Genomic DNA, 13,109 nt, shown 5'->3' with positions numbered 1-13,109 from the left:
AACCTTTCCGCGAGTTGTTACAGTAAATTATTCCTGCTAATGTAGGTCTTCTGGCTTCCGGCTCTGTCTACTTGTCACGCCTTCCCGCAAATGCAGTGGCTTTTTGTGACTTTCGTCCCCGGTTACAGCAGCGCGTCTGCGACGGATTTTCACCGCACTTCCCTTAACATTAGCCAGACTCACTTTGACCTTTTTCACCTCCTTCCTAAATGTTGACGTTGGGAGTAATTCTATTCCATGAAATGATTCCTTTGCAAATAATAGTTCGTGTGTTGTAATTCCATGGGTTATTTTTCTATTTTAATGAGTTGTTCTTCTTTTATCCCTGATGTTATTTCCCATGCGGAAATATAATACCATCCATTGGGTTGATTTAATGGGATTGGTATGTAGGTCTCCCCTATTCCTTTCTGGTCTGTTTGAATAAGAGAACTATATACTGTTTTACCTTTATGAATATTTGTTTTAAGTTCAATAAATATCCAGTGTTTTAAGTAGTTTGCTTCTTTTGTCTTAGCATTTACTTGTAATTTTATGGGGATTCTATTTCCAGTTTTAATTATTTTTGGGAAAAGAACATTTATATTTTCAATTTTATATGGATTGCTAACTAAAAGAAGGGGTTCTTTCATATTGGAATTTATTTTTATCTTTTTGGTTTTTTCTTCCTTTAGAACATCAAATATCTCCATATCTTTTATTAACTCTTGCTTCATGGAAGATTCTTCGGACAAGACAATTGGAGTTATGTTAGGTAACCACGCAATTACTCTGTAATTGTCGAAAGAGAAAAACTTACCATCAAACCATTTATTATCAGGTAGGAACCTACTTTTTATTCCCTTTTCCTGAATAGTTTCGGTAATAAGGGCAATAATCTTTTCAATTTTTTCTTTTGGCTCTTCTTTTATATCTTTTGCGAGGCTTTCACCTAATAAGACGAAGTCATTGTTTATAATTTCCTTACATTTATCGTTGTTGTTATCCTTAGAAACTGGAATTATATCTGCAATAAGAGTTCCTTTTTTTGCAAATTCTGATAATACTATTATGTCAGAGTCCGTTAAGTTAAGAAAGCATGGTAGGATTAAAACCTTTACATTTTTCGAGGACAATAAGGAGTCTTTTGTAACTACAATTGGATTAAAGCCTGCCCCGTTTAAGATTCGTATAAAATTTGTTGCTGATTTCTTGTAATCAAATTCTGGTGCATAATTTGTAAAAAATAAGTTTTCAGTTGAGTAATATATTCCTATCTCATCCTCAATATCAGGACTGAGTTGAAGTATGAAGTCTCCTAATCCTTGTTTTGTTTTTATAACAGCGTTATATAAACTGGCTAATTTATAATTAATTTCTCCTTTTTCATTTAATAACTTTATTGGTGATGAATTATGAATAGTCTCAAATGTAGAGATAAACCATACGCCATTAGCCTGGTTTAATAACGAATTCCAGTAATCCCATGTTAATTTTTCAGGTGCTTGACTTGGGTCGGAAAAATCAATGGTTGTCCAGAAGTTTTTTCTATGTTCTCTTTGTGAAGAGATAAATGTAAACAGGAAAGGGTCGGGATTAAATGCAAGCCAATCCATAGAGTACATAGTGGTATACAAATCAATTCCTCTTATAGATTCTTTACCTGGGAATATGCGGAAACCAATAGGGACATTCGGGAAAAGTAGTTTTAATCGATTCTTTAATTCATTTTCATAATTCAAAAAACTTTCAGACATAAATTTTTGGTAGTTGGTCAGGATAATAGATGGGTATTCTTGATTCAGTATATATTCTCTAATTTCATCGTGATTTTTTCCTGTAATGGAACTTATTCTTTCTGTATTATTGGCAATGTTTTCAGATAGATTTAGATATTTATCGATACATTTATCGCAAAAACAAACCGCTTCTTCTGATTGGACTAAACAATTATTCAGACCTAATGAAAAGGCTTTGGGTGTAGGAATTAGGACTGATTCTGATATGTGAGTTATTTCCGATTTAGACTTTTCTAAATAGGTTTCATCATTTATACATGGTTCACGTTGGTTTTTAGAGCCTGCTTTTATGGTAGATTCCTCTGCTACCTGAACGATAAATGGTTGTGTTAAATATTTTGAGTATGGCTCCTTAAATTGATTCCATGGAAGGTATACTCCACAATTTAGATTGTATTCAAATATTTTCCCGTAGAGACTCTGGTTATACTCGTTAATTTTTTCTATTGCAATGAAATTTTTCCATTCTTTTGGGAGCAACTTTTTTTGAACAGGTAGATAAATATATTTATTTGAGAAAAAAGAAGAATAACTATTTCCTAATGAACTTACTTTAAAAGGTAGTCCCCAAACGGATAATTTAATATAATTGCATTTTACATCTGCGAAGCGTATCGGTATAACAATTTCTTTTTCTTCCCCTGTAATATATTGAACCTGTTCAGATATTAAAGTACCTTCGGTGATTAATGGGTTCATTCCATTTTCAATCGCTTGGACAACGATGCTTCCTTCCCTATTCTCTAAAAAGTGAGTAGACATTTTAACCTTTAAGTTTACACTATCGTTTGGATATACCACTTTTTTATCGGCTTCTATACTTACGATTTCAGGCCAGGAAGTAAATTTAAACTTTTTTGTAAAAAAATTAATAACCGTTGTTTTATTCATTAACCATGCATCAATAAAAAATGTTCCGTCTCCAATAGGTATCTCTATTTGGGTGAATGTGTGTCCCTTCTTTTTCATGATGTACTTGAAGTCGTATTGTTGAAAGTAGTAATTATCATTTTCTCTGCGAATTTGGATTTTTACGTGGTCAAATTTACCTTTTTCTGCTTTGTTTATTTCGATATAGAATGGGTATGTTCCAGGTCCTAATAGTGATTGATTCGTATTACGGATGAGCATCATAGATAGGTCAGGAGGAATTTCTTCTTCAATTGGTCCTGCTGGCTTAGCATCTGAGATGCTTAATATTTCTGTTTTTTGTTCAATCTTACAAGTCCAGAGTAATAAAGAAATAAGTCCTGCCCATGCGTTTTCGAGGTGATTTGGTTTGTCTATTACGGCTTTATCAGGCAAGAGAACATGGTTATTTACATTCATTATATAGTTATCTAAACAGGTAATTCGTCCTTTTTCATAATTAACGCATTTTATGGACATCATTTTTGCAATATTAGTCAGTTCTTCATCCTGCCCTGAAAATAACTGAGTCCATTTTGCAACAGGGTCCATATTAGTATCTAACATATCTATTAGGTTAAATATTGGATGTGGAGTAGATGAAATACCTGTTAATGGTATGAAGAGAAAGGATTTTCCTTCCGCAACTTTTTGAATAATAATTTCATAAATGTTTTTAGGCAATATGTTTAAATCAATTCCACTGATGATTAACAAATCCCATTTTTTTTCTAATTCACGTTGAATCTTATTACTCAAAGATTCATTCCTCTCATCTTCAAGGCACCATTGACCCCAAAGAGGGTCACAGCCAAGGTGTAAAGCGTCCTCTGTCGCAATGAGATTTATGCTACAATCTAATCGTTTCTCAAGTTCCATAAAGTCAAGAAAAGTATATCGAGGTGCAATTGCAAGTATTTTTATTGTTTTCTTTAACGGCTTTGCCCATAAAACTGGTATTGATGTAGTGGGGATATCTAATTTTATTGGTTCTTTTTTATCCCTTTTAAAAAGGTCTATTCCTAATGCAGAAAGGGTAAAGATATGGAAGACAAATACAAAGGCAAAAATTAGTTTAATTTTATATCGGTAATTACTCATAACTTTGACATTAGAACTTATAAATAGGTTATATTAATCTAATATATAATAGTATTTCGAGTAATTAAAATTACACTTTACAAATGAAGGAGAAATTGTTATGCAAATACTAAAGCAGATATTGATAATTCTTGGAGTTTCCTTTCTTTTGTTTGGTTTTGGATGTGCTAAGAAAGCACCGTCAGTAATGGAAAAATTTTTTATGATTGCTCATAATGGTGAACCACAATGTGTTATTGTAATTCCCGAAAATTGTATTCCATCCGTAAAATATGCAAGTGAAGAGTTGCAACGATTTATTAAAGAGATGAATGGTGCTGAACTTCCCATTATAACTGATGCGGAGCCTATGAAAGGAAAGGAGATTATACTTGGGAAAAATAAACGATTAAATGATTTGAATATTAATATCAGTTGGGATGATTTAGGTGAGGAAGGATACAACATTATTGTGATGGAGGATAAAATTATCATTGCTGGTGGTGAACCTCGTGGGACATTATATGGTGTTTATGGTTTACTTGAAGACCATCTTGGTTGTCGTTGGTTTGCTACAAATGTAAGTCGAATCCCGAAGATGCAAACGATAGCTTTACCCTTGTTAAATGAGATTTATATACCACCTTTAGAATATCGTGAGCCATTCACGATGGACGGATTTATTGATGGGGATTGGTGTGCACGAAATCGTGCTAACGGGAATACATGTCGGCTTGAAGAAAAACATGGAGGGAAAATTACTTATTATGGGTTTGTGCATACGTTTGATTCACTTCTACCCCCCGATAAATACTTCGATTCGCATCCTGAATATTATTCTATGGTAGAAGGGAAACGAGTTAAAGAGCGGACACAGCTTTGTTGCACAAATGAGGAAGTCATTCGTTTAGTTACAGAAGAAGTTAAAAGATGGATGAGAGAACATCCAGAAGCCAAAGTTTTTTCGGTTTCTCAAAACGACTGGTATAACTTTTGCCAGTGCGATAAATGTTCAGCAATGGCAAATGCAGAAGAATCACAAATGGGACCTTTGTTATATCTCGTAAACAGTGTTGCACGTGCTGTCCGTGATGAGTTCCCTGATAAAATTATAGACACATTAGCATATCAGTGGTCGAGAAAGCCTCCTAAAAATATGCGTCCAGAACCAAATGTTGTAATCCGTTTGTGCAGTATCGAATGTTGTTTTGCTCACCCTCTTGATAGCTGTGTGTCAAAACAAAATCGCGATTTTGTAAAGGATGTAGAAGGTTGGTCCAAAATTTGTAATCGCCTATGGGTGTGGGATTATGTAACATCTTTCAGTCATTATCTTGTCCCATTCCCAAACCTTGAAGTTCGAGGACCTAATATCCGATTTTTTGTAAACCATAATGTTACAGGTATTTTTGAGCAGGATACATATACAACTTTGCATGGTGAATTTAATGAATTGAGTGCATACTTAAATGCAAAACTTTTATGGGACCCTTCCTATGATGAAAAGGTAGCTATTAGTGAATTTGTGGATGCCTTTTATGAAGATGCTTCACCGTATATTATGGAATACCTCCAATTGATACATAAACCAATACATAATCGTGGAACACATATGAATATCTGGGTCGGTCCCAATGGAAAACATTTAAGTAATGAGTTATTACAACAAGCAGAAGTATTATTTGACAAGGCAGAAAAAGCTGTCAGCGAGAAACCCGAAGTCCTTGAGCGAGTAAAGGTAGCACGATTAAGCGTTGACTATGCGATTATGGAACGTGCACGGAAACGGGATATGGATTTTAAGACTAAAAATTCAGACCCAACAATGATATCCCGAGCAAAAAGATTTTTTGAAGTTGCAGAGAGGAATAATGTTACAAAATACAGAGAGTCTGATGGTGAGATATCATCTTATAAAAAAATAGTTGAAGAATGGTTAGGGACATCACTTTAATTTAGTGGTTTAATATAGACACAATCAAAAATTAGTTTTTCCTTATTGTAAAGTTTTTCTTTACAATGGGTTTTTGAGTTTGTATTTTTTCTGATATTTTTCTCCGTTTTTTATTGGTGTTCTCTGAAGGTATAGATTCGTAAGTTTGAGCAGTATTTTTATCTTGGGTTTTATCCATTTCTTTTTGTATATCATTTGCTTCTATTGGAGGGATGTCCATCGCTTTTGGAAGTATTTCTTGAGATTGGAATTGCTTTGATGAAGGTATTATTACTTTTCTTTGTTGAGTTATTTTGGGAATCTCACCAGGTAGTCCTGTAGAAAATATCCCTTTATTTATGGATAAAGGTGTGTCTACAGAATCTAAGTTATTTACTTCTTTATTTGTAATCAAATCACTATAGAATTCTTCTGCTCCAAGTATCGCTATTGTTTGTTTACCATTAAATATCCCTTCTAAGAAACCCGCTTCGGCATTGACATTTTGATTTTCAATTTTTTTCCATTCATTTGTTAGTGTGAGTGCATAAAGAGATAAGTTGTTAAGATTTTCAGGGCTACAAATGTCATTAGGGATAAAGAGCCTTATCAAAAATTGGACATTTGCTTCTTTGGGTAAATACTCTGGAGTTATAAATACTGAAAATGGAACATAGTTTTCAGGTAAAGGTGCCGGGGGCTCTAATTTTGACTGTATGGTTATTGAAACTTTGGAACTGCTTACGCATCGAATTTCTCCAACTGCACCCTTTGGGATAAACACCAACTTTCTTCCTAATCCAACTTCAGCAAAACGATATATATCTTCAGGGTAAAATCGTGTCTTTTTCATTTGCCGTTGATTAAATAGGTTCCACTGGTCTTGATAATGAGGTGATTCTATAGACTCGGAATTCCCAAACGGCATTATTGAATATGATTCAATGACAGTCCCAAGTTTTATAACAGATGCAAAACCAATACCATATTCAACTTTGCCCCATCGTTCATTTTCTGGTGGGAGTTCAGAAAGTAAAAAAGTAGCCCCCATAGTTTCACTTCCAGCCACAGGGTATTCATTTGCACCTTTTTGAATCCTGTGGATGTCCCCCCAATTTATGTTAAGTGTATCTCTATTATTCCTTAAATAACGGACAGCATCTGCTAATGCCTCTAAACAATTTTCCTCTATTTCTTTTCTTTTGTTCATAAGTGAAAAGTAGGGTTCTATTTCAATGCTTGGAACAATTCCAGGTTGTCTTGCAAAAAAGTGATTCCAAAGATAAAAGAGGACAGGTGCAGAAGAATCTGTATTTATTCGATAATCCCAACCACTCAATATTTCTACAGCAGATGGTAAATCAGGGTGATATGAATTCAGCCTTTGTTGGTTTGATTTACCGATGTCTATAATTCTGGGAAGGGTCTCAATAGCAAGAGAAGATAAAGTATCCAAAATTAAGGATTGGAATTCTCTTAATGAGCGTTTATCTGTTCGTAGGACACTTTTAACTCTTCTACTTATAACATTTTCTGTGTCATGAATTAACTTATTCAGAGAGTCATTGGATGGCAATTTAATATCATCGGTTACGGATGTTGGTGGTCCTCCACAAACTTGTAAATAACCCGAAGTAGGATTTTGGAAAGAAGGGAGAACATCTGGAGGAATTAAGTATCTCCAGCCGTATTGATAATAACGTGAAGAGATGGGGACAGTCCAATTTAAGTTTTGTATTTCTACAACATCCTTTTCAGGGAGTCCAGGTGGAATTTCACGTGTTCCCGATTTTGCAGAGTAAAAGTAGAACAAATTGTTCGAGCTATCAGCATATAGAATGTGGAACATAGGAATCTGATGGAGATAAATGGCTTGTTTAAACTTTTCTAATGAGTTAGCCCTTCCCATTTCCCATAATTGGAAAAACATACCTATATCCTCATACCCTCCTATTTTCCATGAAAAAAACTCATTGCCACTCCCCAATAATAAAGGTCCTTTTTGACCTATTTGTACAGGCACAAATCTTTGATCCATACCATTGGGTGTTTTAACATAATACTCCTCGCTTCTGGACATATATTCCAATAACAAAAGAGCCTCTTTATTTTGCTGATTGCCTTGTAAATAGACTGATTTAGGATTTTGTAATACATTACCATGAATAGATTCGATGAAGACATCTGAAATATCTGGTACATTTGGAGTTATAGCCCATGCATGTTTCAATGTATGTCCTTGTAAAAGGATTGGTAAGCCATATATTGTGCATCCATAAACGTTATATTCCCCACATATAAGATGTGCCTCATACCATCGGAAAGGACCTGGATAAAATTGGTGACTGCTGAAGGCAAATAAAGGAGTATCTTCACGGCTTTTTTCTCTTGAAACTGTAAATGCAAAACCTGACTTCATGGCTGGGGGACGTTTCTGAAATGATGGCATATCCAAAGGTGCCATAGAAATTATAAAAGCATGCCATAATGCAAATATATCCTGAGGTTGGACGCCGTCAATCCAATCTGGAAGTTTGTCTCGATTCTCTAAAATCCATGTATTAACTCCTTCTGCAAATCCTTCACAAATATCCCTTGTTAACGAGTCACAATTTGAATATGCGAGGGAGCCAAAGTGTCGATGACCTACCTGAATAGAGAATCGGTCAGATAATTCCTCGCTCTCTCCTAAAACTTCCGAAAGTTTTCCGTTTGCTAATCGATATGACAATAGCATGCTTTCCCAATGGTCTTGAGCCTGCGTGTATCCAAAACCGAAGGCAAGGACACGTGGATTTTCAGCAAAAATATGCGGAATTCCCCAATCATCTCTATATATTTCAAGATGTTCCCAATACGTTTCAATCCAATCTTGTCCTGACATATTGGAAACAACACAGAAAGAAATTATGAGTAAAATATTTGTTATTGTTTTTGTATTCATTTATGTTTTAAGTTCATCGATTTTTAATTCCTCTTATTATAACGAATAAAAGAAATAAAAAAATCAGGGGCTCGATGTTATAAGATGTTTGGCGTTTACTCTTGAGGAAGGAGTGGAGAGAGGAGACAGTTGATTCGCCGTTTTAACATCGAGCCCACTTTATATAAGGATCGTTGTATCATCAAGCGGGAGGCATGAATGATAGCAAGATTTTTGGCTGCAGGTATTTCTGGGGAAGGAGTGATGTGAGGCAGAAATCTGACATTTCTTTTTGCTCCACCATGCCTCCCGACTGGGTGGGCTAATTCAAGTACATTATTTATTATACTTTTGCTTATTTTCATATTAACTCTTTGCATAAATTTTATTAAATGGCATTGATATTAATTCATCTATATCATCTGAAATGATTTCAATATGAAGTATGTTAACCTGTTTTATGGATACCTCATTTGGAATGGGTATATTAATTTCTCCATTGTAGTTATTTATCATATCATTAGTTAATTTGTAGCGAAATAGTGGTTTCAGTTCATCGTCTGAAGCATAAATTGTATAGTTTGAGTTTTCTGTAATTTTATTTTTATCCCATACCAATACAAGAGTAGTTACCTCTTTGTGTTGGATAGGAACAACAAAGATTTGAGAAGCAGGCTTTGATATTTCAATGGGTTGTGTTGGTGCCAATATTGCTGATGCGTTATCAAATGCTTGGGTTCTCGGTTTTATTTGTTCTGCCCAAGCCATTATTTTTTGGGAATCACAGGTTTTAACTTTTGTATTAATGGTTTGGTTTTTAAGTTCTATCTGTTGATTCTCTTTTAGAACTGCAAACTGATTTCCAGTTTCTACAGTAACTTCACCTCTGGATACCGTAGTTATAACCCTATTAAAATCTGCTTCTACTTGAAATTGTGTCCCAAATACCGTTATAAACCCTTGCGATGTGTTAACTCTGAATGTCTTTTTATCTTTACCAATATCAAACCATACTAATCCTTTTTCAAGATTAATAGTCCTTTCATCTAAAATTCGGATTCTCGTGTTGTTTGATAATTTTACAATTGAATTCCCTTTTAACAATATGTAAACTTTAGAATTATCTTGGGTTTCTATGTAATTGCCTTCCGAAAAAGCAATCGGTACTTCTTCTTTCATTTTGTTATTAACACTATTGTTAATTATAAAACTTGTCCCCGTTATATTTAGTGCCACCCCTATCTTTTTCTGGTTAGAATATTCTTTCGCTGGCCAGCTTACAAATATAAAAATGCCTAATATAGTCATGGCAGCTATTGCAAAATACGGAAATAGATTTGAAAAAGAATAGGGGGTTTCTTCTTGATGTTTGATACGCATTGTTATTTGATGAATTTCGTTATAACCTGTCTCTACTTCAGGTAATTTTTTCATAATAGATTCATCTAAGGAATTCGTTAATTTATAAGGGGCTAATGTTTCATAAATAATGGCATTGGTTTTGCGAAATTTCTCAAACTTATCTTTGCATTGACTACAATTGGATAAATGCTCTTCAACTATTAGTTCTTTAGCTCTACTCAGTTCACCATCCAAGTATGCTTGCATCTCAGACTCTATTTGAGAACATCTTGCCATTGATTCATTTCTCCGCCATAATTTTCCATTATATTCTGAAGTTGTTTTACTGCTCTTTGAAGGATTCCTTTTATTTCTCCAGGAGATTCTCCTGTAAAACGACCAATCTCTTCATAACTCATTCCCTCTAAAAACTTTAGAACAACAGGGAGTCTATATCTCTCGGGAAGCTGTTCGACAGCATTCTTAAATTCGTCGATAGTTATTGAAGAACTTTTAGTATCTTTATGCTCGATAGGCACAATCTTTTCATTTTCTATCTCAACCATAGGAATTTCTTTAGTCTTCTGAAGATACCTTATTGATGTTCTTGTCGCTATCTCTTTCAACCAACTGCCAAACTTTGTATAGTCTCTAAGATAAGGTAAGTTTTTGAAAGCATTTATAAAGGTTTCCTGTGTTATTTCTTTTGCAGTATCACTGTCTTTGGTGTAATAAAATGCTGTTGCATATACTGCTTGTTGATAAATCATAATAAGTTCCCGAAAAGCCTCGGTATTCCCTTTCAGGCATTCATGAATAATATTTATTTCTTTATTATTTATATCCATAATTCTGATAATAAGAGGTCTATTTTGTAGATAACGGAACGGAATGTTCCATTATGGCACATAATAATCTAAGAACGTGCCATAGTCTATAGTTACCCTATCACTTGAGACTGATGGAATTAGCACACATTCTCCTCTCTCCATTTGTAGAGTCTCCTTCTCTTCAGTTTCCACACTTAGTTTTGTAGTATCCAAACTAAAAATAATATGGAATGAATAATTATTGTTCCATATTTTAGTTTCACTTTTTATTTCCCAATATTTTGCGGAAAAATAAGGAGTAGAACATAGAAATTTTTCTCTTCCGAAGCTATGTTTTAAGTCAATTTTTGGTACCGCAATGGATGTTTGACATGTTTCAATTGAATAAAAAGCTTTTTCGAGGTGCAGTTCTCTTGGTTTTCCTTCTAAATCAAGGCGGTTCCAATCATATAATCGATAGGTAAGGTTACTATTTTGTTGTATCTCAGCTAGGATAATACCTGGTCCTATAGCGTGGATGGTTCCGGCAGGGATTAGATAATGGTCACCCTGTTTTACATATATTTTTCTCAATAACCTATCCACATCTCCCCCATGTTGGATTTCTTTTAATAAATGCTCTTTTTTTACATTTTTTCTAAGTCCTAAATATATGAAACTATTTGGTTTTGCTTCCATGATGTACCACATTTCTGTCTTTCCGCAATCATGTTCATTTAATTCTTTGGCTTTTTGGTCAGAAGGGTGAACTTGAACTGAAAGTATTTCATTGGCATTAATAATTTTTAATAATAAAGGAAACCGAGAGGGATACCCTTCACCTTTTCTATTTCCAAACAAATATTGAGGATATGTTGTAACTAATTCATGGATTGTTTTTCCTATAAAACGCCCTTTGATAACCTTACTTTGAAATTCATTCCTATCTGAAATAAGCCAGATTTCACCTATTTTTTCATTTGGAGGAACAGGCTTATTAAATATGTTAGGCAAATTGTAATTCCCCCAAGGTCGTGGAAAATAAGCCTCATTAAATTTTATATATGTTATTAACTCTGATTTATTTCTTTCTCTGATCATTTTTATGTCTTTATATAGAAAGAATTTGAATATATTTTTCAATTAATTCAGGTCCAAACAATAGGAAAATAAACCCACCTAACGAGAGATAGGGTCCAAAAGGAATATAGTGAGCCTTTAATGAAATTTGTATCTCCTCGTCAGGGAGTTCTTCATCAATTTTTATTTTGCCTTTTTGTTTTTGCCAAACCCATAGTGACACTATAGCTACAAAAAGTGCTAATAATAGAAATGCCGTTATGAGATATACGAGACCTGTTATGACTTCATATGGTATTTCGGTAGATGTATATGAGTTTAGAAATAGGAGTGTGCGGATTTCTAAGTAGATTGCTGAAACACCTAGGACAATAGCTGAAACTGGGTCAACAGGGTAGAAATCAGAGACATTATCTTGGTTATCATCTTTAATGTCTGAAGTCTCTTCTTTTGAAAATAGTCTATAGTAAGCAATAATAAAAAAGCCTATCACGCTTCCTATTAATGACCCAATCATAAGGCTACCTAAAACACCTCGCCAGCCTAAGAAAGCACCTAACATACTCAATAATTTTACATCTCCAAAACCCATCCCTGGTTTTTTTAATATTAGTATCACAATGAGGTCTAAAAGGCAAATAAGTAATGCCCCTAAAGCAATTCCATCTAACGCATCCATCGGATGTTGGATTCTTAACCCTTGTTCAGGGAAAAACATACCTAAAAGTGATACACCTACACCAATTAAAATTCCAGATAATGTTATTTCGTCTGGAATAGTCCATGTTTTTAAATCCTGAACTATAACTACAACTAGTCCTGCAGTAAATAATGAATACACAATTGTAGATAGTGTAAATCTAAATTTTAAGAAGATAATAATAAAAAGGATACCCGTAACTAATTCAACAAGTGGATATTGTAAACTTATTTTTGTATGACAGTGACGACATCTACCTCTTAAAAATAGCCAACTTAAAACAGGGATATTATCATACCAATCTATTTTATGTTGACATTGAGGGCAATGGGATGCAGGATGGATAATAGATTCACCTCTCGGAAATCGGTATATACAAACATTACAAAAACTACCAAAAACCGCACCAAACATCCCTGATATGATGCAAAATAAAAGATTAAACATATCCATCTTACGTGATAACCTTATTTATACATTTTTCAAAATTTACTTATATGGTATAAAATATACAAGAATATGAATAAACAAAGTGTTAAAAACGATTTGAATTAAT

General features: G+C 34.0%; 8 protein-coding genes and 1 riboswitch. Of the genes, 1 reads left to right on the top strand and 7 read right to left on the bottom strand.

Annotated elements, in window-relative coordinates:
* Positions 1-22: 22 nt before the first annotated feature.
* Positions 23-187, bottom strand: a riboswitch (cobalamin riboswitch).
* Positions 188-287: 100 nt separating this feature from the next.
* Complete coding sequence (locus PLJ10_03135; protein ID HOK08634.1) at positions 288-3,788, bottom strand: hypothetical protein; 3,501 nt, start codon at positions 3,786-3,788, stop codon at positions 288-290.
* Positions 3,789-3,888: 100 nt separating this feature from the next.
* Here PLJ10_03135 and PLJ10_03130 point away from each other — a divergent pair, with 100 nt between their 5' ends.
* Positions 3,889-5,721: a DUF4838 domain-containing protein gene (locus PLJ10_03130; GenBank protein HOK08633.1), complete on the top strand. Its 1,833-nt coding sequence runs from the start codon at positions 3,889-3,891 to the stop codon at positions 5,719-5,721.
* A gap of 31 nt (positions 5,722-5,752) precedes the next feature.
* Here PLJ10_03130 and PLJ10_03125 read toward each other — a convergent pair whose 3' ends face one another.
* The 6 genes from PLJ10_03125 to PLJ10_03100 form a co-directional block, all read right to left on the bottom strand.
* Positions 5,753-8,584: a penicillin acylase family protein gene (locus PLJ10_03125; protein ID HOK08632.1), complete on the bottom strand. Its 2,832-nt coding sequence runs from the start codon at positions 8,582-8,584 to the stop codon at positions 5,753-5,755.
* Between the two features lie 155 nt (positions 8,585-8,739).
* Positions 8,740-8,988 carry a hypothetical protein gene (locus tag PLJ10_03120; GenBank protein HOK08631.1) on the bottom strand — a complete coding sequence of 83 codons (249 nt, stop codon included), beginning with the start codon at positions 8,986-8,988 and terminating at the stop codon, positions 8,740-8,742.
* Position 8,989: 1 nt separating this feature from the next.
* Entirely contained in the window at positions 8,990-10,261 is a 1,272-nt protein-coding gene (locus PLJ10_03115) for a FecR domain-containing protein (GenBank protein HOK08630.1), read from the bottom strand.
* On the bottom strand, positions 10,240-10,812 hold the full coding sequence (locus PLJ10_03110; GenBank protein ID HOK08629.1) for an RNA polymerase sigma factor: 573 nt from the start codon (positions 10,810-10,812) through the stop codon (positions 10,240-10,242). Before PLJ10_03110 ends, PLJ10_03115 begins: the two co-directional genes overlap by 22 nt.
* Before the next feature lie 51 nt (positions 10,813-10,863).
* Positions 10,864-11,787, bottom strand: a complete 924-nt coding sequence (locus tag PLJ10_03105) for a class I mannose-6-phosphate isomerase (protein ID HOK08628.1) — start codon at positions 11,785-11,787, stop codon at positions 10,864-10,866.
* A gap of 97 nt (positions 11,788-11,884) precedes the next feature.
* On the bottom strand, positions 11,885-13,006 hold the full coding sequence (locus PLJ10_03100) for a prepilin peptidase (protein ID HOK08627.1): 1,122 nt from the start codon (positions 13,004-13,006) through the stop codon (positions 11,885-11,887).
* Positions 13,007-13,109: the final 103 nt, after the last annotated feature.

It is taken from the genome of Candidatus Hydrogenedens sp., from assembly GCA_035361075.1.
Lineage (GTDB): Bacteria > Hydrogenedentota > Hydrogenedentia > Hydrogenedentales > Hydrogenedentaceae > Hydrogenedens.
This window is presented reverse-complemented; position numbering and strand designations above follow the sequence as displayed.

Coding starts and splice junctions, on each gene's coding strand:
- PLJ10_03135 (HOK08634.1), bottom strand. CDS start 3,788: ATGAGTAATTACCGATATAAAATTAAACTAATTTTTGCCTTTGTATTT.
- PLJ10_03130 (HOK08633.1), top strand. CDS start 3,889: ATGCAAATACTAAAGCAGATATTGATAATTCTTGGAGTTTCCTTTCTT.
- PLJ10_03125 (HOK08632.1), bottom strand. CDS start 8,584: ATGTCAGGACAAGATTGGATTGAAACGTATTGGGAACATCTTGAAATA.
- PLJ10_03120 (HOK08631.1), bottom strand. CDS start 8,988: ATGAAAATAAGCAAAAGTATAATAAATAATGTACTTGAATTAGCCCAC.
- PLJ10_03115 (HOK08630.1), bottom strand. CDS start 10,261: ATGGCAAGATGTTCTCAAATAGAGTCTGAGATGCAAGCATACTTGGAT.
- PLJ10_03110 (HOK08629.1), bottom strand. CDS start 10,812: ATGGATATAAATAATAAAGAAATAAATATTATTCATGAATGCCTGAAA.
- PLJ10_03100 (HOK08627.1), bottom strand. CDS start 13,006: ATGGATATGTTTAATCTTTTATTTTGCATCATATCAGGGATGTTTGGT.